Annotated in this window: 23 protein-coding genes; 16 read left to right on the forward strand and 7 right to left on the reverse strand. The window is 68.1% G+C overall.

Translation table 11 applies throughout. The annotated features are described in order from the left end of the window. Positions 1-63 precede the first annotated feature (63 nt). The 4 genes from pdeM to H7F51_RS06795 all read left to right on the forward strand — a co-directional run bounded on the left by pdeM (position 64) and on the right by H7F51_RS06795 (position 4,708). Positions 64-744 carry a ligase-associated DNA damage response endonuclease PdeM gene (gene pdeM, locus H7F51_RS06780; protein WP_185663475.1) on the forward strand — a complete coding sequence of 227 codons (681 nt, stop codon included), beginning with the start codon at positions 64-66 and terminating at the stop codon, positions 742-744. A gap of 187 nt (positions 745-931) precedes the next feature. Continuing rightward, entirely contained in the window at positions 932-3,301 is a 2,370-nt protein-coding gene (locus tag H7F51_RS06785; RefSeq protein ID WP_343061236.1) for a TonB-dependent receptor, read from the forward strand. An 89-nt stretch (positions 3,302-3,390) separates the two neighbouring features. Continuing rightward, positions 3,391-4,095 (forward strand): molybdate ABC transporter permease subunit, encoded by a 705-nt coding sequence (gene modB, locus H7F51_RS06790; RefSeq protein ID WP_185663582.1) that lies wholly within the window; start codon positions 3,391-3,393, stop codon positions 4,093-4,095. Further along, entirely contained in the window at positions 4,085-4,708 is a 624-nt protein-coding gene (locus H7F51_RS06795; RefSeq protein WP_185663476.1) for a molybdenum ABC transporter ATP-binding protein, read from the forward strand. The genes modB and H7F51_RS06795 overlap by 11 nt, the downstream gene beginning before the upstream one ends. A 10-nt stretch (positions 4,709-4,718) precedes the next feature. Here H7F51_RS06795 and H7F51_RS06800 read toward each other — a convergent pair whose 3' ends face one another. Together H7F51_RS06800 and H7F51_RS06805 are read right to left on the reverse strand one after the other, a co-directional pair. Further along, the gene (locus tag H7F51_RS06800; RefSeq protein ID WP_246447923.1) at positions 4,719-5,240 is read right to left on the reverse strand and encodes a LuxR C-terminal-related transcriptional regulator; all 522 of its coding nucleotides are present in this window, start codon (positions 5,238-5,240) and stop codon (positions 4,719-4,721) included. A 374-nt stretch (positions 5,241-5,614) separates the two neighbouring features. Next, positions 5,615-6,220, reverse strand: coding sequence for a polysaccharide biosynthesis/export family protein (locus H7F51_RS06805; RefSeq protein WP_185663478.1), 606 nt, complete (start codon positions 6,218-6,220; stop codon positions 5,615-5,617). A gap of 288 nt (positions 6,221-6,508) precedes the next feature. Between H7F51_RS06805 and H7F51_RS06810 the strand changes: the two genes are divergently transcribed. Next, on the forward strand, positions 6,509-7,258 hold the full coding sequence (locus tag H7F51_RS06810) for a sugar transferase (RefSeq protein ID WP_185663479.1): 750 nt from the start codon (positions 6,509-6,511) through the stop codon (positions 7,256-7,258). A gap of 18 nt (positions 7,259-7,276) precedes the next feature. On the opposite strand, the gene H7F51_RS06815 is transcribed toward H7F51_RS06810, so the two are convergent. Then, a complete protein-coding gene (locus H7F51_RS06815) occupies positions 7,277-7,417 on the reverse strand; it encodes a hypothetical protein (protein WP_185663480.1) in 141 nt (46 codons plus the stop codon). A 100-nt stretch (positions 7,418-7,517) separates the two neighbouring features. Between H7F51_RS06815 and H7F51_RS06820 the strand changes: the two genes are divergently transcribed. From H7F51_RS06820 to H7F51_RS06830, 3 genes are read left to right on the forward strand one after another with little or no spacing between them, the layout of a single operon-like run. Continuing rightward, the gene (locus tag H7F51_RS06820; protein WP_185663481.1) at positions 7,518-8,909 is read left to right on the forward strand and encodes an outer membrane beta-barrel protein; all 1,392 of its coding nucleotides are present in this window, start codon (positions 7,518-7,520) and stop codon (positions 8,907-8,909) included. Between the two features lie 49 nt (positions 8,910-8,958). Next, positions 8,959-11,091: a GumC family protein gene (locus H7F51_RS06825; RefSeq protein WP_185663482.1), complete on the forward strand. Its 2,133-nt coding sequence runs from the start codon at positions 8,959-8,961 to the stop codon at positions 11,089-11,091. Continuing rightward, positions 11,088-12,227: a glycosyltransferase gene (locus H7F51_RS06830; protein WP_185663483.1), complete on the forward strand. Its 1,140-nt coding sequence runs from the start codon at positions 11,088-11,090 to the stop codon at positions 12,225-12,227. The genes H7F51_RS06825 and H7F51_RS06830 overlap by 4 nt, the downstream gene beginning before the upstream one ends. A 19-nt stretch (positions 12,228-12,246) precedes the next feature. On the opposite strand, the gene H7F51_RS06835 is transcribed toward H7F51_RS06830, so the two are convergent. Then, the gene (locus H7F51_RS06835) at positions 12,247-12,486 is read right to left on the reverse strand and encodes a hypothetical protein (RefSeq protein ID WP_185663484.1); all 240 of its coding nucleotides are present in this window, start codon (positions 12,484-12,486) and stop codon (positions 12,247-12,249) included. A 208-nt stretch (positions 12,487-12,694) separates the two neighbouring features. Beyond that, positions 12,695-13,954 (reverse strand): cell wall hydrolase, encoded by a 1,260-nt coding sequence (locus H7F51_RS06840; protein WP_343061237.1) that lies wholly within the window; start codon positions 13,952-13,954, stop codon positions 12,695-12,697. Between the two features lie 304 nt (positions 13,955-14,258). On the opposite strand from H7F51_RS06840, the gene H7F51_RS06845 reads away from it, so the two are divergent. The 4 genes from H7F51_RS06845 to H7F51_RS06860 all read left to right on the forward strand — a co-directional run bounded on the left by H7F51_RS06845 (position 14,259) and on the right by H7F51_RS06860 (position 17,112). Beyond that, positions 14,259-15,257, forward strand: a complete 999-nt coding sequence (locus tag H7F51_RS06845; RefSeq protein WP_185663485.1) for a hypothetical protein — start codon at positions 14,259-14,261, stop codon at positions 15,255-15,257. Between the two features lie 215 nt (positions 15,258-15,472). Continuing rightward, complete coding sequence (locus H7F51_RS06850) at positions 15,473-16,141, forward strand: polyamine aminopropyltransferase (protein WP_425491012.1); 669 nt, start codon at positions 15,473-15,475, stop codon at positions 16,139-16,141. Continuing rightward, the gene (locus tag H7F51_RS06855) at positions 16,113-16,544 is read left to right on the forward strand and encodes a reverse transcriptase-like protein (protein ID WP_185663487.1); all 432 of its coding nucleotides are present in this window, start codon (positions 16,113-16,115) and stop codon (positions 16,542-16,544) included. The genes H7F51_RS06850 and H7F51_RS06855 overlap by 29 nt, the downstream gene beginning before the upstream one ends. A 22-nt stretch (positions 16,545-16,566) precedes the next feature. Continuing rightward, entirely contained in the window at positions 16,567-17,112 is a 546-nt protein-coding gene (locus H7F51_RS06860) for a pseudouridine synthase (RefSeq protein ID WP_185663488.1), read from the forward strand. Positions 17,113-17,116: 4 nt separating this feature from the next. Here the strand turns inward: H7F51_RS06860 and H7F51_RS06865 are convergent, their stop codons facing one another. Next, a complete protein-coding gene (locus tag H7F51_RS06865) occupies positions 17,117-17,545 on the reverse strand; it encodes an organic hydroperoxide resistance protein (RefSeq protein ID WP_185663489.1) in 429 nt (142 codons plus the stop codon). A gap of 92 nt (positions 17,546-17,637) precedes the next feature. After that, complete coding sequence (trhO, locus tag H7F51_RS06870) at positions 17,638-18,597, reverse strand: oxygen-dependent tRNA uridine(34) hydroxylase TrhO (protein WP_185663490.1); 960 nt, start codon at positions 18,595-18,597, stop codon at positions 17,638-17,640. Between the two features lie 86 nt (positions 18,598-18,683). Between trhO and H7F51_RS06875 the strand changes: the two genes are divergently transcribed. The 4 genes from H7F51_RS06875 to H7F51_RS06890 all read left to right on the forward strand — a co-directional run bounded on the left by H7F51_RS06875 (position 18,684) and on the right by H7F51_RS06890 (position 23,583). After that, a complete protein-coding gene (locus tag H7F51_RS06875; RefSeq protein WP_185663491.1) occupies positions 18,684-20,573 on the forward strand; it encodes an ATP-binding cassette domain-containing protein in 1,890 nt (629 codons plus the stop codon). A gap of 13 nt (positions 20,574-20,586) precedes the next feature. Beyond that, positions 20,587-21,057, forward strand: coding sequence for a GreA/GreB family elongation factor (locus H7F51_RS06880; protein ID WP_185663492.1), 471 nt, complete (start codon positions 20,587-20,589; stop codon positions 21,055-21,057). 86 nt (positions 21,058-21,143) lie between these two features. Then, positions 21,144-21,611 carry a hypothetical protein gene (locus H7F51_RS06885; RefSeq protein ID WP_185663493.1) on the forward strand — a complete coding sequence of 156 codons (468 nt, stop codon included), beginning with the start codon at positions 21,144-21,146 and terminating at the stop codon, positions 21,609-21,611. A gap of 295 nt (positions 21,612-21,906) precedes the next feature. Continuing rightward, positions 21,907-23,583: an FMN-binding glutamate synthase family protein gene (locus tag H7F51_RS06890; RefSeq protein WP_185663494.1), complete on the forward strand. Its 1,677-nt coding sequence runs from the start codon at positions 21,907-21,909 to the stop codon at positions 23,581-23,583. Positions 23,584-23,598 lie beyond the last annotated feature (15 nt).

Consider the following 23,598-nt stretch of genomic DNA (forward strand, 5'->3'; position numbering starts at 1 on the left):
CTGCCTTGATCGGATCGTCGCAGCGCCCTTGCCAAGCCCGGGGCCATCCGGCAAGAAAAAGCCATGGTTCCCTTTTCGTTCGCCGGACACGAATTTGCGCTGACCGCCCCTGAAAAGGGCGTCCCGGCGCTGTTCTGGCCGGCCGAACAGGCCCTGCTCGTGGCCGACCTGCACCTTGAAAAGGCCAGCTGGTTCGCGCGCGGCGGCCAGTTCCTCCCGCCCTACGACAGCCGCGAGACGCTGGAGCGCGTGGCCCTCGCCATCCGGCAGACCGGAGCGCGGCGGGTCTATTGCCTGGGCGATTCCTTTCATGACAAGGCCGGGCCGGACCGGCTCGAGCCGCACGCTGCCGGTATGCTCGATGCGCTGGTCCGGGTGGTGGACTGGGTGTGGATCACCGGCAACCACGATGCCGACATGGCTGTCGCTGGCGCGCTGGTGGAAGAACTCACCGTGTCGGGCATTCACCTGCGGCACGAGGCGCGGCCGGGCGAGACCGAGCCCGAACTATCGGGGCACTTCCACCCCAAGCTGCGCCTTACCCTGCGCGGCCGGGCGATCGCCCGGCCCTGCGCGGTGCGCTCGGAACGGCGCATGATCCTGCCGGCCTTCGGCACGCTGACTGGCGGGATGGACGCGGCCGATCCCGCGATCCTCGGGGCGCTCCAGCCCGCCGGGCGGATCGACGCGGTCCTGCCCGCCGCCGGCAAGCTGGTGCAATACCCCCTCTGGCGCGCCGCCTGAACCGCGCGCCTCGCGCACGGTTTTTGCGGGATCTTGCCGCCGCGACCGCGACAAAAATCGGAAGCGCAACATTTTCGGCTTGCGCCTGCTCCACTGCCACAGGCTATATACAACGGTATATAGCACTCGATGAGGCGAGTTTGGCCCCGATCCGGCCAGGCGGGTGCAGAGGCAAGCAGGGGTTTCAGTGATCAAGACATTGGTGTGCCTGTCGGCCGTGGCAGGGGCCTTGGCCGTACTGTCTGTGCCGGCACGGGCCGAGGAGGCCCGGCCCGCCGCCCCTGCGGCGGAGGCGGATGGTGGGGGCAGAGGCCTGGACCTCGTCGTCACCGCGCGGCGGCGCGAGGAAAGCGCCGAGACCGTGCCGCTTGCCATGACCGTGGTCGGCACAGACAGCCTGACGCGCACCTATACGGTCAACACCGCCGGGCTTAGCCAGCTGGTGCCGACGCTCAATTATTCCTCGCCCAATCCGCGCAACACCTCCTACACGATCCGCGGCCTCGGCAGCAGCGTGCTGGCGATCAGCTCGGCCAATGACGGTCTGGAGCCGGGGGTCGGCTACTATGTCGATCAGGTCTATCACGCCCGCAATGCCACGGCCGCCTTCGACTTTGCCGATGTCGATCAGGTCGAGGTCCTGCGCGGGCCGCAAGGCACCCTGTTCGGCAAGAATACCACGGCCGGGGTGATCCAGGTCACGACCAGGGCGCCGGAGTTCGTCTTTGGCGCGAATGCCGAAGTCTCGGCCGGCAATGCCGGTTTCCTCCAGGCCAAGGCCAGCGTCACCGGGCCTCTGGTGGACGACACGCTCGCCTTCCGCCTCTCCGGGCAGGATTCGAAGCGCGGCGGGGTGATCTACAACACGCGTTTGGGTCGCTGGCAGAACGGGGTGGAAACCCGCACCCTGCGCGGCCAGCTGCTGTTCAGGAGCGGGGCGGACTTCAGCTTCCGCCTGATCGGTGACTGGGCCGATTTCCGGGGCGAATGCTGCACCCAGGTCTATGTCCGCGTCGCGCCCACGCTCAAGCCCGCGGCGCAGCAATATGCCGCCCTCGCCGCCGGGCAGAACTACACCGTGCCCAGCACCAACCCCTATGACCGTCTGACCGACATCGACGCCCGCCTCAACGTCGCAACCAGCGAGGGCGGCGTTTCGGGCATTGCCGAATGGCACGCCGGCAGTGCGACGCTGACCTCGGTCTCGGCCTGGCGCTTCTGGAACTGGATGGTGGACAATGACCGCGACTACAGCGGCCTCGCCATCCAGACCACCCAGCGCATCCCCTCGCGGCACGACCAGTTCAGCCAGGAACTGCGCATCGCCTCCAATGGCAAGCAGCGCCTCGAATATGTCGGCGGGCTCTATTTCCTCACCCAGAAGATCACCGGCCGGCCGACCTCGATCTACGGTCCGCTCGCCACCTACTGGCTGCTGGCGCCGAGCGCGACCCGCACCTCGGCCCTGCTCGATGGCTACGGCAGCGTGGGGGATACCCGCTTCACCGCCGAGACGATCGGCGTGTTCGGCGAGGTGACATGGCACCTCCTGCCGCGCCTCGCCGCGACCGGGGGCCTGCGCAACACTTACGAGAGCAAGGACGGCAGTTACCTCTCGGTCACCTCCGGCGGGCTCGCGGGAACCACGGCGCTCGCCAACGACCAGCAGTCGATCCTGCGCGCCCAATCCTATACGGCCTCGGTGAGCGATGGCAGCCTGTCTGGCCGCGCCAACCTCGCCTGGACCCTGCGGGACGGGGTTATGGCCTATGTCAGCTATGCGAAGGCCGCGAAGTCGGGCGGGATCAACATGTCCGGCCTGCCGGTCGACAGCACCGGGGCCCCGGTGCAGGGCACGGCCGTGGTCCGGCCCGAGCGCAACACCACCTGGGAAGCCGGGCTCAAGACCCAGCTGCTGAACAAGGCGCTGACCTTCAACATCGACGCTTACCATGTCGCCGTGACCGACTATCAGGCCAATGTGGTCGATACCGTCGCCCCGGCGGCGCTCAGGGCCTATCTCGCCAATATCCCCAAGGTGGTGGTCAAGGGCGTGGAGATCGACGCGGCGCTGGCGCTGGGCACACGGTTCACCCTGCGCGCGGCCGGGTCGTGGGCCCATGGCCGCTATGCCGACTATCCCAAGGGCCCCTGTCCGATCGAGCAGATCGGCTCGGGTACGGCGAGTTGCAACCTCACCGGCAAGGCACTGTCGGGCCTGCCGGAATGGTCGGGCTCGCTTGGCGGACAATATGCCGCGCCCCTGCCGCTGGCCGGGCATTCGGGCTCGCTGGTGCTCAATGCCGATGTCTCTGCGCGGACCAGCACCTATGCCGATGCCTCGGCCTCGGCTTACATGATCATCGCCGGCTACAGCGTGGTCAACGCCTCGATCGGCTGGCGGGGCGAGCGGGTCGAGATCGACCTGTTCGCGCGCAACTTGTTCAACCGTAACTACATGCAGAACCTCACCGCGCAGACCGGCAACAGTGGCCTGATCGTCGGCACTCCCGGCGATCCGCGGATTATTGGGGTGACCCTGCGCATGCACACCTGATCGGTGCAAGGCGTTGTGCCGCGCCGCACAGGCCATATAAACGGGCAGCCCGCGCGGGGCGGGCGGAAAGAACGGCAGTCTGGATGACCATGGGGCTGAGCAGCGAGGAATGGGAGATCGTCTTGCTCTCCCTCAGGGTGAGCGCCCTGGCCATCGGCCTGACGCTGCCTTTCGCCTTTGCCCTCGCCTGGCTGCTGGCGCGGGTGCGCTTTCCAGGCAAGGTCCTGCTTGACGCGCTGGTCCACCTGCCGCTGGTCGTGCCCCCGGTGGTCACCGGCTGGCTGCTCCTGCTCGCCTTCGGCCCCAACGGCCCGATCGGCCGCCCGCTGGAGGCGGCGTTCGGCTTCAGCGTGATGTTCCGCTGGACCGGGGCGGCGCTGGCCAGCGCGGTCATGGCCCTGCCGCTGATGGTGCGGGTGATCCGCCTTTCGCTGGAAGCCGTCGACCGGCGGCTGGAAGTGGCCGCGCGCACGCTCGGCGCCGGGCCGTGGCGCACTTTCACCGCGATCACCCTGCCGCTCTCGCTGCCCGGCGTCCTCGCCGGGGTCGTCCTCGGCTTCGCCCGCTCGCTCGGCGAATTCGGGGCGACGATCACCTTCGTCTCCAACATCCCCGGCGAAACCCAGACCCTGCCGCTGGCGATCTATGCCGCCCTGCAGGTGCCGGGGGCCGACAGCGCCGTGGCGCGGCTGGCCGGCCTCTCGGTCCTGCTCTCGATCATGGCGCTGGTCGCCTCGGAATGGCTCGTCCGGCGCGGCGCTGCGGGCGAGGTCAGGGCGCGCCATGCCCTTTGACGTCGACCTGACCCTGCGCCGCGGCGGCAAGACCATCGCCGCGCGCTTTTCCGGCGGGGAGGGGATCACCGCCCTGTTCGGCCCCTCGGGCGCGGGCAAGACCAGCGTGCTCGACATGGTGGCCGGGCTGGTCCGCCCCGACGCCGGGCGGATCGTCGTGGGGGGCGAAGTCCTGTTCGATTCCGCCAAGGGCGTGAACCTCCCGCCCGAGCGCCGCCGCTGCGGCTACGTGTTTCAGGACCTGCGCTTGTTTCCCCACCGCAAGGTGCGTGACAACCTGCTGTTCGGCTGGCGGCTGGCGCGGCCCGAGGCACGTTGGCTCTCGCTTGGCGATGCGGTCGATTTCCTCGGCATCGCGCATCTGCTCGACCGCGCCCCGGCCAGCCTGTCGGGCGGGGAAGCGCAGCGCGTGGCGATCGGCCGGGCGCTGCTGTCCGGCCCCGCTTTCCTGGCGATGGATGAGCCGCTGTCCTCGCTCGATCATTCCCGGCGCGAGGAAATCCTGCGGCTGGTGACGCGCATCCGTGACGAACTGCGCCTGCCGATCCTCTATGTCAGCCACGATCCGGCGGAGATCGACCGGCTCGAGGCGACGGTGATCCGGCTCGATTGAGCGCCGCCGCTCAGATCATCGCCGCGAAGGCGAGTTCCTGTCCGGCCGCGGCCCCCGCCGCCACCGCCACGTCGACATCCGAAAGCCCGTTGTGGCTGGCCCAGATTGCGGCCTGGGTGCGGTTGCTGACCTTGAGCTTGCGCAGGATCGACTTGACGTGGACCTTGATGGTCGCCTCGCACACGTCGAGTTGCCGCGCGATCGACTTGTTGGGATAGCCGGCCATCAGGCAGCACAACACGTCCCGCTCGCGCGGGGAGATGTTGGCGTTCATGATCTCGGTCTCGGCCGTGATCGGCGAGGGGCCGGCGAACTGCCGATGGCCCAGGCTCTCGGCCAGGTCCGAGGGCATGACCTTTTCGCCCAGAGAGACGAGCCGCAGCGCGGTCATCAGCGGCTGCGACCGCAGGGCATTGACGATGTAGCCCTGGGCCCCGGCGCGAAAACAGGCGACCATCGCCTCAAGATCAAATCGTTCCGCGAGAATGACGACCTTGGCATCTGCGAAACTTGCCAGGATTGTCTCGACCATGCCGGGCTGTTCAGCAGCAGACGGTTCATCGACGACGGCAAGAAATACTGTGCCGGCAAGAGAAGCGGGAATCTCTTCGTGGCAGGCCGCGGAAACGGCAACGTCGAAATGCTCCGATCGCAGAAAGTGCGCGAGTCCTTCCCGCGAAATCTCGTTACGGCTCATTAGGCACACGCAATTGGTCATGTTTTCCCCCTGCAGAAAACGCGCGAGCTCCCGAAGTGAATGGTTTTTTTATTGTGCCGTAGCCGGCCTCACGACTCAGCCCCGAGCCGTCTGGTTCGGAACATGCTGCACATGCGAGAACAAGACAATAGTGGATTAACTACGGATTAACTATAATCGTCCCATTGTGGTGCCTTGACAAGCGCATTTCAGAAAAACGACTCATTGACGGTGATCGTGTCGCCAGGCGCAATCTTCAAAGCGACTCCTCCCAGCTTGATTCGCTGCTGTTCGGAGGAGTTCTGGCGGCGCAGTGTAACCGTCCGGCGATTGGCCCGTGCGGTGAAACCGCCGGCGCGCGCCACGGCCTGTTCGAAGGTCAGGTCGCCGCTGTAGGGATACTCGCCGGGGTTCTTGACCTCGCCCAGGATGTAGAACGGGCGATGCAGCAGGATTTCGACCGAGACCCTCGGGTCGAGCACGTAGCCGCCGGTCTTGAGTGCGGTCGTGATCGTCTGGGCCAGCTGCCTCGGCGTGCTCCCGCCGGCCGGGATGGCGTCGATCAGCGGCAGCGCCAGGTCGCCGCCGACGCCCACCGCATATTCCCCGGTCAGCGTCGGTTCGCCGAAGACCGTCACCCTGAGCTTGTCTCCGGCGGCGACATGGTATCCCGCATCGAGTTGCCGGTTGAGGTCGGATGCGAGCAGCACCTGCGAACCGGCCGTCGCGGGCGCCGGCAGGGCGATCGCTCCGGCCAGCGCGGCGGCCGCGAGGTGGGCGCCAAACAGCTTCGAGCTTCCAGCAATTCTGAACATTCGCCCAGGTCCTTGTCCTAATCCAGGCGGAGAGCGAAAAGGCGACTCGTCGCGCCGGAGCCGAGGATATAATCAGCCGGAACCGCGGGGTATTATCCTCACGGATGACCCCCTCAGACCAAGGGCAAATCCGGCTACTCGTTGGGGTCAAACAGCCATACACCCGATGCCCGTTTGTCGCCGGGGTCAAACTGCGAAATCGTGAACTGGAATTGTCAGGCTTCGGGGGTGTCTCGCGCTGGTCGCCGATCAGGCGGCCCAAGACATCCAGCCAGGAAACAGGGCACGATGCACGGATTGAAGATAGACCTTGAGAAGGCGCGCAGCAGTAGGCTCGGGCCGGCTCTCAAATTCAAGGCGGCATCGGATATCGAGCGCCAGCTGATCCTTGCTGACGTTCCTTTTGCAGGGGACGACCTTGACGAGGGCGCGCTGGATAGCCGTCGCATTTTCGACATCGTCGCCAGCATCGCGCTGATCATCATCCTCGCGCCCGTGCTGCTGCTGATCGCGCTCATGATCCAGCTGAGCGACCCCGGCCCATTGCTTTTCGCCCATACCCGCGTGGGCCGGGGCGGGCGGCTGTTCCGCTGCTGGAAGTTCCGCTCGATGTGCGTCGATGCCGAAACGCGGCTGCAGGCGCTGATCGAGACCGATTCGCGGATCAGGGCGGAATGGGAACGGGGGTACAAGCTGGCCAGCGACCCGCGGGTCACGCGGGTCGGTAACTGGCTCCGGGTGTCGAGCCTCGATGAGCTGCCGCAACTGGTCAATGTCCTGCTGGGCAGCATGACCCTGGTCGGCCCGCGTCCCGTGGTCACGGCCGAAATCGGGCAGTACGGCCGTTTCGCGCACTATTACCTGGGGCTCAAGCCGGGCCTGACCGGGCTCTGGCAGGTCACCGGGCGCAGCTCGGTAACCTATCAGCGGCGGGTGGCGGCGGATGTGCTCTATGCCCGCCGGCGCAGTGTCGGCCTCGACCTCAAGATCCTTGCGGCGACCGTTCCGGCGGTGCTGCTGGGGCGGGGCGCCTGCTGATGCGCGGCCCGCGGCAGTTCAGGCCAGGTGAGCGATGACGGCCCAGAGCACGATCGCGGCCGGCAAGGCGAAGACGAGCCCGCGCCCGAAGCTGCGCTTCGGATCGCGCTTGATGGGCGTCTCTGAATGGGCTTCGCTCATACGGATGGCTATACTCATAATGGGGGAGCTCATAGCCCCTTTGGGAGCGATAGGCCATAGCCGACGGAGAGGGCGCGGCGCGATTCGGCTAGGCGGCCCGCGACGAACGGTTCCCCATTTGCGCCGCAATCCGGCGGCGCGGGCGATTGCCGCCGCGCTCGAACTGCTGGTCCTCGTCCTGTTCGCGGCATGCGCAGGCCGCCGCCCCAGGTGGGAGGCCCGCAAGGTCATCCTGCTGGGGCACCTTGGCCGGAAAATCCGCCGCCCGGCCTGGCTCTGCCGTCTCGCGATCTTCTTCGTCGCCATCAGCGGCCCGCGGGCAGCCTTCGCGCAGGAAGCCGCCGTCACCACGCCGATCCAGATGTTCGAGCCCGAGACGGGCGCCGGCCTGCGCCTCGGCCCCGGCCTCGTCCTCCATGCCGAGGCGGCCGGGGGCGCGGCGCATGATACCAACATCTACAACCTCGAGCAGAAGCAGACGCCGGACACCGTCTTTTCCCTGCGGCCGGCGGTCAGCCTCGCCACCGACCTGCCGCGTCACCGGATCGAGCTGCGCGGCTCGGGCGAGCTGCGCCGCTTTGCCCACTATACCGGCGAGAACAGCGAGACATGGGACCTGTCGCTGAGCGGCCTCGCCGAGCTTGGCGGCTGGATCGACGTCAAGCCGAGCATCGGCATCGCTCGCGGGATCGAGCTGCGCGGTTCGGCGGGCGACCAGTTCCTGACCGATCACCCGGTCGCCTACACCCGCAAGACCTACGCCCTCTCGGTCGCGCGGGGGCAACACCGGCTGAGGTTCGCCGCGAACGGAGCGATCGAGGAGGTGAATTACCACCCAACCTCGCTGGGCGGTGTCGCGGTCGATCTTTCGGCCCGCAACTTTGTGCGCAAGGCGGGCTCCATCCGCTCCGATCTCGATCTCGGCGGGCGCTTCTCGGTTTTCGCCGAATTGGCCGGCAACCGGCTGAGCTATGACGTCCCCGCTCAGGCCGGGCCCGGCGTGGGCGGGCGCAATTCCTCGGGCTTCGCCGTGCTGGCCGGGGCCCGCTTCCGGGTTACCAGCCTGGTCGATGTCGAGGCCGGTGCCGGCTATCTGCGGCAGGGTTTCAGCGGCGGCCCGTTCCGCCCGGTCGAGGCGCTGAACTACCGCCTCGCCGGCACCTGGACGCCGCGTCCCAGGTGGCAGGTCAAGGCCGGGGTCGAACGGTCCATCGATGCCAGTCCGCGCCTCGATACCCCGGCCCTGTTCCGCACCACCTACCGCCTCTCAGCGCTCTACGCCCAGTCCAGCCGGCTCCTGCTCGGCGCGGGCGCCGTCTACCAGCGCGAGGTCTACCAGGCGATCGACCGCACCGATCGGCGGTTCGATGCCAATGTCACGGCGCAATACCGCCTCGCCCCCGGCGTCGGCATCACGGCTGCGGGAGGATACCGGCACCAGACGGGCGGCCAGACCGGCCGCAGCTATCACGGCGTGATCGCCTCGCTCTCGCTGCGGGTGATCGCGTGAAGACCTGTCCGAAAAGAATGCGGCAGAACCGCGCAAGATGGAAACTGTCATGAACCACCAGTCCAACTTCGTCCCCGCCCTGGCGGCATCCCGCGAAATCGCCGCGGTCGGCGAGCCCCAGGGCGGCCGGGACCAGCTCGACCTGTCGGGTTCGCTGTCGTTCTTCCGCCGGCGGGCCCTGCTGATCGGCTTGGTCATGGCCGCCGTGATGGTGGTGGTACTGGTGGTGTCCCTGTTCATGCCCAAGACCTTCCGCGCCCAGTCGGAAGTCATGCTGAACAGCAACGTCAGCGCCGCCGGTCAGGTCGCCGCAACCCAGCTCGGGCAGAACGCGATCAGCAACCAGCTGGTCGAGACCCAGCTCCAGATCATCACCTCGCGGGAGATGGCCGAGCGCGTCTCCCAGGTGCTCAACCTTGGCGATGGCCTGACCGAGGACGGCCGGCGCGAAGTGGTGGACAATCTCGAGCGGCACGTGTCCGCGCGGCGCAGCGGGGACAGCTATGCCCTCACGATCACCTATGACGCCGCCTCGGCCCAGAGCGCCATGACCATCGTCAACACCTATGCGCAGGTGTTTACCGAGTGGGAGCTGAAGGCCGACCAGTCGCGCAATCTCGAGGCGCGGCGCGAGGTCGAAAGCCGCCTCAGCAAGCTGCGGACCCAGGCCTCGGCCGACACGCAAGCGCTGCAGCAGTATCGCATTGCCAACAACCTCCTGAGCACTTCGGGCGCTTCGCTCACCGAGCAGGAAATCTCCAACTACGATCAGGAAGTGGCCCGTGCCCGCGCCCAGTCGGCCGAGGACGAGGCCCGCCTGCAGACCGCCCTTGGCCAATTGCGCGCGGGCTCGAACGGCGATGACGTGGGCGAGGCGCTGGGCTCGGCGGTCATTTCCTCGCTGCGCGCCCAGGAATCCGAGGCGGCCACGCAAGTGGCAACCCTTTCGGCCCGCTACGGCGCCAACCATCCCGAACTGATCCGGGCGCAGAAGCAGCTGGGCGAAGTGCGCCAGCAGATCCAGGCGGAAATCCAGCGCGTCGTCTCCAACCTGCGCGCCCGCTCGCAGGTGTCGGACCAGCGCCTCGCCTCGCTCAGCGGCAGTCTCGGCTCGGCCCGCCAGAAGCTGACCGAGAACAATGCGGCCATGGTCGGCCTCAGCGAGCTGGAGCGCAGCGCCGCCGCGTCGCAGTCGATCTACGAAACCTACCTCAACAGCTACAAGCAGCTCCTCGCGGCCGAGGGCAGCGAGCGGCCGAGCGCCCGGGTGCTGACATGGGCGGGCCTACCAACCGGCCCGGTCAGCCCCAACATCAAGCTCAACCTCGTCCTCGCCGCCGTGATCGGCCTCGGCCTCGGCGTCGTGGCGGCCTATGTCGCCGAAGCGCTGTTCCAGGGGCTGAGCACGCCGGAAGAGGTCGAGAACCTCACCGGGCACCGTTTCCTCGCCTCGATCCCGCTGCTGGCCTCGATCGGCTCGGCCCAGTCACACGCGATCGGCGAGGTGCGCACCGCGCCTTTCTCGGTCTTCACCGAGGCCTTCCGCGCGCTCGGCGCCTCGCTCGACCAGGCCTGCCACGGCTCGGCCCAGATCGTGGCGATCACCTCGGCCCTGCCGGGCGAGGGCAAGACCGTCACCTCGTGCTGCCTTGCCCATGTCTATGCCGCCAGCGGCCTGCGCACGATGCTGATCGATTGCGACCTGCGCCGGGCCGGGCTCAGCCGCCTGCTCAAGACTGCGGGGCGTCGCAACGGCCTGATCGAAGTGCTCAAGGGCGAGGCCACGCTCAATTTCGAGACCGCCGACGAGGACCTGTCGTTCTGGATACTGCCCGTCCTGCCCAGCGACGAGGACAGCCAGCACCTGCTGGTCGGCGAGGAATTCCAGAATCTGCTCGAACAGCTGCGCGGCAAGTTCGACCGGATCGTGCTCGACCTGCCGCCCGTCCTGCCGATTGCCTTCACCCGCACGATCGCCGCCAAGGCCGATGCGGTGGTGGTCGCGGCGCACTGGCGCAAGACCTCGGTCTTCGCGCTCAAGGCGGCGCTGCGGCGCCTGCCGGCCGATCAGGTCCACGTCGCCGGCATCACCCTCAACCAGGTCGACCTGCGCCGCCGCGCCTTCTTCGGGCGGCTCGATCCGGCCTTCTACTACAACGAATACAGCGAGTATTACCGATGACCACGGCGTGGCGCGATGCAGACATCCAGCGCGCCACGCGGCGTCCGTTTTCCGAGCCGCGCGTCGCCATCGTGCACTACTGGCTGGTAGCGATGCGCGGCGGGGAGCGGGTGATCGAACGGCTGCTCGGCCTCTATCCGCAGGCCGACCTGTTCACCCATGTCTATGATCGCGCGGCGATGTCGCCGGTGATCGCCGGGGCGCGGGTCCACACGAGCTTCATCGACCGCCTGCCCTTTTCGCGGCGGCTCTACCAGTATTACCTGCCGCTGATGCCGCTCGCCCTCGAAGAGCTGGACCTGACCGGCTATGATCTCGTGATCAGCAGCGAGGCGGGCCCGGCCAAGGGCGTGATCACCCATCCGGGCAGTCTTCACCTCTGCTACTGCCATTCGCCGATGCGCTACCTGTGGGACCATTACCACCAGTACAAGGCGCGGGCCAACCCGCTCGCCCGGCTGGCCATGCCCGGCCTCTACCACCGCTTGCGCACCTGGGATGTCGCCTCCAGCGCGCGGGTGGACCGGTTCGCCGCCAATTCGCAATTCATCCGCCAGCGCATCGCCAAGGTCTGGCGGCGCGACGCCGAGGTGATCCATCCGCCGGTGGATACCGCCCTGTTCAGCCCGGCCGCGCAAACCGGCGATTTCTACCTCTGGGTCGGCCAGCTCGTCCCCTACAAGCGCCCGGATCTGGCGGTCGATGCCTTCACTGCCTCGGGCCGCCCGCTGGTGATGGTCGGCACCGGGGGCATGGCCCGAAGCCTGCGCGCCCGCGCCGGGCCGAACGTCACTTTCGTCGAACGGATGAGCTTCGACCAGTTGCGCGCGGCCTATGCGGGCTGCAAGGCGCTGGTCATGACCGCCGAGGAAGATTTCGGCATCACCCCGGTCGAGGCCATGGCCTCGGGCCGTCCGGTCGTCGCCTACGGGCGGGGCGGCGTGCTCGACAGCGTGGTCGAACACCGCACCGGCCTGTTTTTCGATGAGCAGAGCCCGGAAGCGCTCAATGCCGCGATCGCGGGGATGGAGCATTTCCTGCCCCATTTCGATCCTGCGGCGGCAGTGGCCCAGGCCCAACGCTTCGCCCCGGAAGAGTTCGACCTCAAGATGGCGGCGCTGGCCTGCGTCGACTGAAGCCGCCCGCCCGTCCGGCCTAGGCCAGCTTGCCCTCGTCTTCCGCCTCAATCCGGCTGGCCATGGCGCGCAGGATCTCGGGCAGGTCGCCGCGCATTCCGAACATTTCGTAGAGATTGATCGTTGCCCCCAACATGGCCAGCGCAACGGTCTGGCCCGGCAGGCCCACGCGGACGAACTTCGCGTAGCCCTCGAGCATGGCTGCGCTGACCTCGGTAAAATCCGAAAGGGCGACCGAGCTGCTGTTCTGTAGGAGCAATTCGTGTAATCCGCTTATAATATCGAAAGGTCGATCGGATGAATTTGTCATTTTAATTACCCATCCATTTGAGGCATGGTGAGGGTTGGCAATTCATGATTCCGAATTTCATTCAATATATATAGTTTCGCCAAGGCGTAACGTGCTAATCGGAAGTATGGATTGCGCACGGGGCTATTCCAAAGAGGGCCCCCTGCCTCACCCCATTTCACGCGGTGGGTCGCAATTGGCTGGTATCGTCCGGCAGGCACTGCGCGCTGTCCGCGCGGGAAGTCTTGTCGCAGTCCCATAGCGCGAGGGTCATCCCCGAGGATCGCTCGCGGATCAGCATGAAGTCCGGGCGCGCGCGCTGCTTGTCGGAGAGGGCGGCATTGCGCCGGGCTTCGTCCGCATCGGCATAGGCATAGACCTGGCAGGCAGACTGGCCAGAGCACCGCGCCAGCGCTTCCATGGCCCAGCGGCCACTAGGCAGGGCCCTGTCGACCGCGATCACCAGCGAAGTCCCGCCAGCCGAAAGCGTGGCCGGATGCTCGAGCGGCTGCGGCGCGATGTAAGGCGCGGCCGGGCGAACCTTGCCCCCCGCCACAGGGCTCTGCGGCAGTGGTGCCTTCGCGGCATCGGTCAGCGACCGGGCGGCCAACGACTGGATGAGTGCCGCCGGCACGGCCTCGTCGGCCGGTGCCTTGGGCATCCGCTCGCCCAGCTTGCCCCCGGCTCCGGGCCAGCGGTAGAAGATGTGGCGGCCGACCCTGCCCAGCCGCTCGAGCTGCTGGCTCCACCACGGGGCGACATAGTCGGCGTGGTAGTGCGTCGCCTGCAGGACGTCGGCATCGACCGCGCCGTCGAGCGCGGCGACGGCGCGCAGCCGCGCCATGGCCCAGGCCTGGGCCGAGGGCCGGCGGCGGCCGAGCGAGCCGTCGCAGGTAAAGGTGAACTGGCATCCGCTCGCCCGCTCCGATCCCTGCAGCACCACGCCGCAGACCGTCTTGGGGAAACTGGGGTGCTTCAGGCGGTTGAGTACCACCTGGATGACCGAGCGCTGGCTGTCCGGGTCGTTGCCCGCCTCGTACCAGGCCGCCGCGGCGAGGCAGGTGACGGCGCTGTCCCGCGCGCTCGCGCTACCGGAAAAGAAGAACGGGCGCGGCTGGGCGAGGTCGCCGATCGGCGCCAGCTTGTCCGGCGTCAGCTTGTCCGGGGGCAGGGACCGCGGCGGGCCTGCGGCGGCGGCCGGCGCAACCAGCGCCGGGGCGCCAAGCCCGCGCGCGCCCAGCCCGTTCGCCTCAAGCCCGCTCGCCCCCACCGAGGGCGGCGCGGGCATCACGATGGGGGCCAGCGGCCGGGGCGCGATGGCCTGCAGTCCCGCGCAGGTCAGGGCAAAGACCGAGGCCGCGACCAGCACGGCCCAGCGCGGCGTGGCGCTTTCATCATGGCGCAGGGCAAGGAGGGTCGAGTGAATTGCATTCGGCACTGGCACATGCTCCCGCAGCGCACCCGGCGGTGTCCGAGGCCGCGAATGTGCCATTTCCCGCGTGACCAGCGGAGGTCGCATAGGGATAGGACGCCCACTCTTAGGGTGTAAGTTGCGCTGCACCGCGCGGTCGCCCCGTCCCGCGCGGCCCGCCGCCTGCGCCAACCGGATTACGCCCTATGGGCAGCTTGAACCCCCAGCCGGCCGGGAACATCCTGTCCCTTCACGCCGGCCTGCCGGAGATCGCCCCGGATGATCACCCCGGCGGATCACTGGTGCCGGACACGAAGCGGAGACATTCGCCATGAATTCATCGCGGCCGGGCGGCCTCAGCGGGGCCGGGGAGCGGATGCCGACGAGCGAACTGCTGCTCGACACCGAGATTGTAGACTTCCTCGCCATGTCGCCCGAAACGTGGGGCAGGGCGGCCCCCCCGCTCGCTTCCGGCGCCCTCGACCCGACGGTGCTTGAAGCGCGCCTGCCGGGCGCCGTTGGCCTTGGTGAAGACATTCTCGAGCTTGGCGCTCGCGACCTCGAGGTGCTCGAGCTCGATCAGGAAGTCGCGCTTCCCGCCGATCCGCCCCGGTTCGTTGTGGTGGCCGACCCCTGCATCAAGGTGGCCGTTGCGCCGCAGCGCTCGCGGGCGCGGGCCGGGCGCCAGGTGGCCGAGCCGCCGAGCACCGGCGAAGCCGCCAATGCGGGGCTCGCCCGGCAGCTGGTCCTCGCCCGCAACCAGGCGGCCCTCGCCAGGGCGGCGGAACGGCGCTCGCACGAAGCGCTCTACCATGCCGTCGGCTGCGCTTACGATTTCGCCCTCGGGGCGATCGCGGCACCGGACGAATTCGCCCGCCTGATCGAGGGCCCGGTGGCCGAACCGGGCAAGATCATGGGCCTCGTGGTCCGCCTCGTCTTCGGGTTCGACTATGACAAGACCCGGCTGGCCGAATATGCCGCCGTCCTCGCCTTGGCGAACCGGCTCGGGTTGGCGCGCGGCGCCCTTGCCCCATGGCTGGCGCAGGCCCCCGGCGGGCTCAAGGGCGCGGTCGCGGCCGAGCGGGACCTGCGCCGCGCCCGGCCAGGCGCGCCCCGGACGGACCGGCCCCAGCTTCAGGCCGCGCTGGCAAGGCGGCTGCGCGAATTCCCGCGCCGCGAGCTTGCCGAATTGGGTTCGGGAGAAGAGGAATTCGTCCTGATCCTCGCCCGCCGCCAGCCGGGCGGGGAGATCGCCGTGCTGGGCGAAGTCCCGCCGGGCAATGCCCTGCTGGCCAAGGCGGCCAACCTGCTGGTCGGCGGCTGCGCCTGATCGGCCGACCCGGCCCGCTTCTCTCCCGCCGCACTGGCATTCGCCGCCGATACTGCTAGAGCGGCCGCCAGAAGTCGTGATCGACAGTCATCATCGACGGGTGCAAGCCGGTCAGCTCCATTCCGCGGCATTGCGGCATTCTTCCCGGGGAAGCGTGCCGCCCGGAATCGGTCGCGGAAGTTTGCGGGCCGAATGCTTGGAGTGCGCAGCAGGTGATCACGCCCGAGCATGTCGGCACGGCCCTTATCCCCGGCGGCGCCGAAATGCGCCTGATGCGGCGCGGCCACGAATATACGATCATGCTCGAACGAGTCGAACTGATGAGCTCGCGCGCCAGCCATTCCGAGCAGGCGCTGGCGACGATGACCGCCGAGCGGCTGGACGGCCGCCCCGCCCCGCAGTTCCTGATCGGCGGCTACGGCATGGGCTTCACCCTGCGCGCCGCGCTCGGTGTGCTCGGCCCCGATGCCGGGGTGACCGTGGCCGAACTGGTCCCCGAGATCATCGACTGGGCGCGCGGGCCGATGGCGGGCCTCACCGCCGGCTGCCTCGACGATCCGCGCGTGGTGCTGGTCAAGGACGATGTCGCCATGCTGATCGGCGCGGCGCGCGGCGGCTATGACGCGATCCTGCTCGATGTCGATAACGGGCCCGACGGCCTGACCCGCACGGGAAATGACCACCTCTACGGCCCGAACGGCCTGCTCGCCGCCAGGGCCGCGCTCACGCGCGGCGGGATTCTCGCGATCTGGTCGGCCGAGCCGGACAAGGCTTTCACCGCGCGCCTGCAAAAGGCCGGTTTCGCGGTCGACGAAGTGGTCGTGCGCGAACGTCCGAACGGCAAGGGGGCCCGCCATGTCATCTGGTTCGCCCGCAAGCCCTGAGCGGAGCGGCGCCGCCGCGTCCGCCCCGCTCAAGCTGTGGTTCGACGGCGCCTGCCGCCCCAACCCCGGCGCGATGTCGAGCGCGGTCGCCGCGCGGGGGCGCGTCTGGCTCGAGAGCGGGCTGGGCCACGGTGACAACAACGATGCCGAATGGCTCGCCCTGCTCCACGCCCTGCGGGTGGCGCGGGAGCTTGGCGCGAGCGACATCATCCTGCTCGGCGATTCGGCGCTGGTCGTGGCCCAGGCCTCGGGCCGCGCGCCCTGCCGCGGGGCCCGTTTCGCCGCCGCCCTTGCGCAATTCCGCGCCGATGCGCAGGGTTTCGCGCGCCTGCGCCTGCGCCATGTCGGCCGCGCCCAGAACCTCGCCGGGATCGCGCTCGAACGCGCCTTCGGCCGGCTGTGATGGCGAGGGGTAAGATGACGCGATGCCGCTGATCCTGTTCAACAAGCCTTTCGACGTGCTCTCGCAGTTCACCGACAAGGGCTCGCCCACCACCCGGCAGACCCTGTCGGACTACATCGCGTGCCCCGGCGTCTATCCCGCCGGGCGGCTGGACCGCGACAGCGAGGGCCTCATGCTGCTGACCGACGACGGCCGGCTCCAGGCCCGCATCGCCGACCCGCGCTTCAAGCTGGCCAAGACCTACCTCGTCCAGGTCGAGGGCGCGCCCGACCCAGCCGCCATCGAACGGCTGCGCCGCGGCGTCGTGCTCAATGATGGCCCGACCCGCCCGGCCGAGGTTGAGGCGATCGACACCCCCGACCTGTGGCCGCGCGATCCGCCGGTGCGTTTCCGCAAGTCGGTGCCCGACCATTGGCTGCGCCTGACCATCCGCGAAGGCCGCAACCGGCAGGTCCGGCGGATGACGGCGGCGGTTGGCCTGCCCACGCTCCGCCTCGTGCGCTGGGCCGTGGGGGACTGGACGGTCGAGGGCCTCGCCCCCGGCGAATGGCGCGAGGCCGAAGCCTGAGCGGTCAGGCGACCGTCAGGGTGACCTCGATGTTTCCGCGCACGGCATGGCTGTAGGGGCAGATCGTGTCGGCCTCGGCCACGAGCGCTTCGGCGGCGGCCCGGTCCACGCCGGGCAGGGTGACGAGCAGGGCCACGGTCAGGCCAAAACCCTTGTCGCTGCGCGGGCCGATGCCGACGGTCGCCTGCACGGTGGCATCGTCGGGCACGCGCGGCAGGTCCTTGTTTAGCCTCGCCCCGGCCTTCATCGCGCCAAGAAAACAGGCCGCATAGCCCGAGGCGAAAAGCTGCTCGGGATTGTTTCCCGCGCCGTTGCCGCCCAGTTCCTTCGGCACGGCCAGCGTGACCGAGAAGCTCCCGTCATCGGTCTCGGCCTTGCCGTCGCGGCCCCCGGTGGCCGTGGCGCTGGTCGTGTATCGCGGCGTGATTGACATGTGCTGGTTCCTTCTGCGCGGTGTTCGTGAGGATGCCGGAGCGTTCCCGTCCGCCCCCCCCATCTGGGCACGAACCGCGCAAATGCCAGCCCTCAGCCCGTTTCGATCACCGCGCCGACATGGGCCACGCCCCGCGCGGCGGCGAGCAGTTCCTGCCGGTGCCGCTCGCGGTAGGAAGCGCGCTGCTCGTCCGTCCGTTCGCCGTGGCAGGCCGGGCAGCTAACCCCTTCCTCATAGAGCGGCGAGGCGCAGTCCTGAGCGCTCACCGGGCGGCGGCAGGCATGGCACAGCCCGTGCGAGCCCTGCACCAGCCCGTGCCCGATCGAGACCCGCTGGTCGAACACGAAGCATTCGCCCTGCCACAGGCTCTCGCCCTCGGGCACGGTCTCGAGATACTTCAAGATTCCGCCCCTGAGGTGATAGACTTCCTCGATCCCCTCCTGCTTCAGGAAAGCGGTGGACTTCTCGCAGCGAATCCCCCCGGTGCAGAACATCGCCACCCTGGGCGCTTTCCCGCTGCCCAGCAGCCGCTCCCGCTCGCGCCGGAACCACGCGGGAAAGTCGCGGAAACTGGCGGTTTCCGGATCGATCGCCCCCGCGAAAGTGCCCAGCTCCACCTCATAGTCGTTGCGGGTATCGATCAGGATCGTGCCGGGAGCGCTGATCAGCGCGTTCCAGTCCCCCGCCTCGACATAGGTGCCGACCGAGGCGCGCGGGTCGACGTCCGGCTGGCCCATGGTCACGATCTCGCGCTTCAGGCGCACCTTCATCCGGTGAAACGGCATGGCCGCGGCGGAAGAGAGCTTCACGTCCAGCCCGGCGCAGTCGGGCAGGGCGCGGACATGGTCCAGCACCCGGGCAATTCCCTCGCTTGTCCCGGCGATCGTGCCGTTGATACCTTCGCGCGCCAGCAGCAGCGTGCCGCGAATGCCTTGCGCGCGGCACAGCTGCTCCAGCGGCCCGCGCAGGGCGGCCGGGTCATCGAACCGGGCGAAACGGTAAAGCGCGGCCACCACCACGGCGGCGGGGGATTCGGACGGAGCAGTCTGCATGGCGGGCCCCATAGCGCCAAAACGAAGGCTCGTCGCCCCTCACGCGCCGCCTTTCGCTGCCCCGGCTGTCCTGCTAGGCGGCCCCCATGCTCAACATCTCCGGCATCACCGTCCGCCTCGGCGGCCGCACCATCATCGACGAGGCCACGGCCAAGCTGCCCCCGCGCGGGCGGATCGGCCTGATCGGCCGCAACGGCGCGGGCAAGTCCACCCTCGTGCGGGTGATCGCCGGCATGCTGGAGGCGGACAGCGGCGATGTCTCGATGCCGCGCGGCAGCCGCCTCGGCTATATCGCGCAGGAAGCGCCGGGCGGCGATGCCACGCCGTTCGAAACCGTCCTCGCCGCCGATGTCGAACGGGCCGCCCTGCTGGACGAGAGCGACCGGCTCGAGCACGATACCCACCACGACCATCACCGCCTCGCGGAAATTCACGAGCGGCTGATTGCGATCGAGGCCCATTCCGCCCCCAGCCGCGCGGCGCGCATCCTCGTCGGCCTCGGCTTCGACGAGGAGGCCCAGCACCGCCCGCTCGAAAGCTTCTCGGGCGGCTGGCGGATGCGCGTGGCGCTGGCCGCCCTGCTGTTCTCCCAGCCCGACCTGCTGCTGCTCGACGAACCGTCGAACCACCTCGATCTCGAAGCCGTGCTCTGGCTCGAGGATTTCCTCCGTTCCTACCCGGCCACGATCCTGCTGGTCAGCCACGAGCGCGATTTCCTCAACAACGTGGTCGATAACATCCTCCACCTCCAGGGCGGCAAGCTCACGCTCTATCCGGGCGGCTACGATGCGTTCGAGCGCCAGCGCGCCGAGCGCCAGGCCCAGATCGCCTCGGCCCGCGCCAAGCAGCAGGCCGAGCGTGAGCGGCTGCAGGACTATGTCGCCCGCAATTCGGCCCGCGCCTCCACCGCCAAGCAGGCCCAGTCGCGCGCCAAGGCGCTCGCGAAAATGCAGCCGATCGCCGAGATGATCGACGATCCCTCGCTGCACTTCGATTTCCCCGATCCGGCCGAGCTGCGCCCGCCGCTGATCACGCTCGATCTCGCCTCGGTCGGCTATGGCGAAAAGCCGGTGCTGCAGCGCCTCAACCTGCGGCTCGATCCGGACGACCGCATCGCGCTCCTCGGCCGCAACGGCAACGGCAAGACAACGCTCGCCCGCCTCCTCGCCGCCCAATTGGCGCCGATGGACGGGGCGATGAACGCCAGCTCCAAGATGAAGGTCGGCTATTTCACCCAGTATCAGGTGGAAGAGCTCGATCGCTCGGAAACCCCGCTCCAGCACATGACCGTGCAGATGAAGGGCGCCACCCCCGCCGCCGTGCGCGCCCAGCTCGGCCGCTTCGGCTTTGCCGGGCCCAAGGCGACGACCGAGGTCGGCAAGCTCTCGGGCGGTGAACGCGCCCGCCTCGCGCTGGCGCTCATCACCCGCGATGCGCCGCACATGCTGATCCTCGACGAGCCGACCAACCACCTCGACGTCGACGCGCGCGAGGCGCTGATCCAGGCGCTCAATGCCTATTCCGGCGCCGTGGTCATCGTCAGCCACGATCGCCACATGCTGGAAATGACCGCCGACCGGCTGGTGCTGGTCGATAGCGGCACGGCGCGGGAGTTCGACGGCTCGATCGACGATTACATCGCCTTCGTCCTCGCCAAGGAACCGGCCACGGCGCGTGGGGGAGCCGAAAAGGGCGTCAACAAGAAGGACCAGCGCAAGGCCGCCGCCGAGGCCCGCGAAAAGGGGCAGGAACTGCGCAAGCGCGCGAAAATCGCAGAGACCGAGGTGGAGAAGCTCACCGCCCAGCTGAGTGCCATCGATCAGGCCATGTTCGATCCCAAGGCCGCCCAGCCCGCGCTGGCGAAGCTGACCATGACCGAGCTGATGAAACGCCGGGCCGAGACCGAGGCCCTGCTCGAAAAGGCCGAGGAAGCCTGGCTGAAGGCGAGCGAAGCCCTCGAAGCGATCGCGGTTTGAGGAGCGCGCAGGCATGAGCGTGGCCTTCCGGCGCGACGGGGACGAGGAACACCTCGAACCCAAGTTCGAGATCCCGATCCCTCCCGGTCCCAACCTTGTCACCGCGCGCGGCCTCGCCATGATCGGCGCGCGGGTCACCGAGTTGGAAGCGCGGCTCGCCGAACTCGCCGGTGCAGAGGAGGCAGAAATCAAGGCGGCCAAGCGCGACCTGCGTTACTGGCAGACCCGCCAGATCACCGCCGAGCCGGCGCCCACGCCTTCCGGCGAAACGGTCGAATTAGGCACCCGCGTCACCTTCCGCCACAATGGCAAGGAGCGCACTCTCGACATCGTCGGCGATGACGAGGCCGATCCCGCCGCCGGGAAAATCGCCTTCTCCGCCCCGCTCGCCCGCGCCCTGATCGGCGCCGAGCCGGGCGAATGGCTCCCCTTCGCCGGCAAGGAAGACGCGCTGGAAGTTCTCTCGATCACCGTGCAGGACTGAGGCGCAGGGACGAATTCGATCACGCAGCCCACCGTCCGCTTTCGCCGACATTGCGGACATGATCAGATTGTGCGCATCCTCAATATATGATGCTTCGCATCTTGTGTTCGATTGTAGCTGCCCTCTCGGTCGGGGGCTGTTCTTACGTCTACGATGTCGTCGCGGTCATTGTTGATGGTCGACTGGCATTCATCGTCGATCCAAAATCGCAGAGTGGCGCAGATTGTATACGCAGCATTCATGTCTCCACCGGTGAATCTGCTCGCGCAACTCCTGTTCCGAGCGACGACAGGCAGTTGGTCGCCAATGGAGCCTTTTGGTGGAAAGACACAGCCGTTGATGAATGCCTGAATCCGTTTCCAGTGTTTTATGGCGCACCTTTGAAGGGAAAGCCGTTCGTTTACAAAGACGGATTGCATGGAGGCGTGGAACCTAAGCCACTGCTGACCGGCGTAATTTATGACGTTGACATGTCCGGCAGCGGGTCGGGTTACGGCGGCGGTCGCTTCCGCATATTGCCGAATAATCGGGTCGAAAACATCCCGAAGGATTAGCGTCCGCTCCCCCCAACATACCCGTCGCCCCGGACTTGATCCGGGGCCCCGCTGCCTTCAGCGACGGCGGTGAGAAAACGCCGCATCCCTCATCAAGTCCGGGATGGCGGGGATGAGGTCATGGCCAAAAACTCCAACCCTTCGCCCATTCAGCCGGCCAATGGGGCCTCCAGAACTCTGCGGATACCCGGATTGACCAGCCCGGCAGGGTTCGCAAGGCTAACCTCGACACTTGCGGGTGCCCCCCGTGGCGGGGTACCGCCACTACGGGGCGCGAGATTATCAGGAGAGCAGGATGGCGAGAGCCACGATAACGGCCGCCCTATTCACCGACCGCCCCTTCAGCCGCAACCTCGTCCTGTGGTCGGCGCTCGGCCTGACAATCGCCGCCCTGCTCATCGCCCCGTACCATCCGCACATCGTCTGGGCCCTGCCGGTCACGCTCCCCCTGCTCGCGCTGTCGCTGCTCGACCTGTTCCAGTCCGAGCACAGCCTGCGCCGCAATTTCCCTGCTTCGGCCCGGCTGCGCTGGTTCTTCGAATGGCTGCGCCCGTTCCTGCGCTCCTACATCGTCGAAAGCGATCTCGATGGCCGCCCGTTCTCCATCGACGAGCGCGCGCTGGTCTATGCCCGGGCCAAGGGCGACGTCGATTCCCACCCCTTCGGCACCGAGCTGGACGTCTATTCGGGCGAGTACGAGTGGCTGGCCCACTCGATCCTGCCCAATGCTTCCGCGCCGAAGGACACCCGCGTCCATGTCGGCTCCAGCCAGTGCGCCAAGCCCTATCAGGCCTCGCGCTTCAACATCTCGGCGATGAGCTTCGGCTCGCTCGGCGCCAATGCGATCGAGGCGCTCAACCTCGGCGCCAAGCTCGGGGGCTTCTACCACGACACCGGAGAGGGCGGCCTGTCGCCCTATCACCTCAAGCACGGCGGCGACATCGTCTGGGAACTGGGCTCGGGCTATTTCAGCTGCCGCACGGCCGAGGGCAAGTTCGATCCCGAGAAATTCCGCGACCGCGCCGCGCATGATGCGGTGAAGATGACCGAGATCAAGCTCAGCCAGGGCGCCAAGCCCGGCCACGGCGGCATGCTCCCCGGTCCGAAGGTCACGGCCGAGATCGCCGGGATTCGCGGCGTGCCCCAAGGGGTGAACTGCATCTCGCCGCCCGCGCACAGCGCTTTCTCCACGCCCAAGCAGCTGGTCGAATTCGCGGCGAAGATGCGCGATCTGTCGGGCGGCAAGCCGGTCGGGATCAAGCTCTGTGTCGGTTTCCCGCATGAACTGTTCGCCGTGGTCAAGGCCATGCTCGAAACCGGGATCACGCTCGATTTTATCGTGATCGACGGCGCCGAGGGCGGGACCGGTGCCGCGCCGACCGAACTGTCCGACCGCGTCGGCATGCCGCTGCGCGAAGGGCTGGTGATCGCCCGCAATGCCCTCGTCGGCACCGGGCTCAAGGGGCAGGTCAAGCTTGCCGCCTCGGGCAAGGTCGCCTCGGGCGCGGCGCTCGCCATGAACGCGGCGCTGGGGGCGGACTGGTGCAATGCCGCCCGCTCCTTCATGTTCGCGCTGGGCTGCGTCCAGTCGATGAACTGCCACAAGGACACCTGCCCGACCGGGATCGCCACCCAGTCTCCGGCGCGCCAGCGCGGCCTCTACGTGCCCGACAAGGCCGAGCGCGTCGCCCGCTATCACCGCGCCACGCTCGATGCCCTGCATGACATCGTCGTCGCCGCCGGGCTCGACACGCCGGACGAATTCCGCCCCGGCCACTTGCGCCAGCGCATCAACGTCGCGGAAATGCGCCAGATGAACGAGATCTACCCCTTCGTGGAAGAAGGCGAACTGCTCGCCGGCACCCGCCATTCGGTGCTGCGCCGCTGGTGGGACCTGGCCGATGCCGATACGTTCAAGCCGCAGCTCGACCGGGCCGACCCGGTGGACTTCCATGCGCGCCGGGCGAGTTGACGGACCTGCGCTATT

Source organism: Novosphingobium flavum (assembly GCF_014230315.1).
GTDB lineage: Bacteria > Pseudomonadota > Alphaproteobacteria > Sphingomonadales > Sphingomonadaceae > Novosphingobium > Novosphingobium flavum.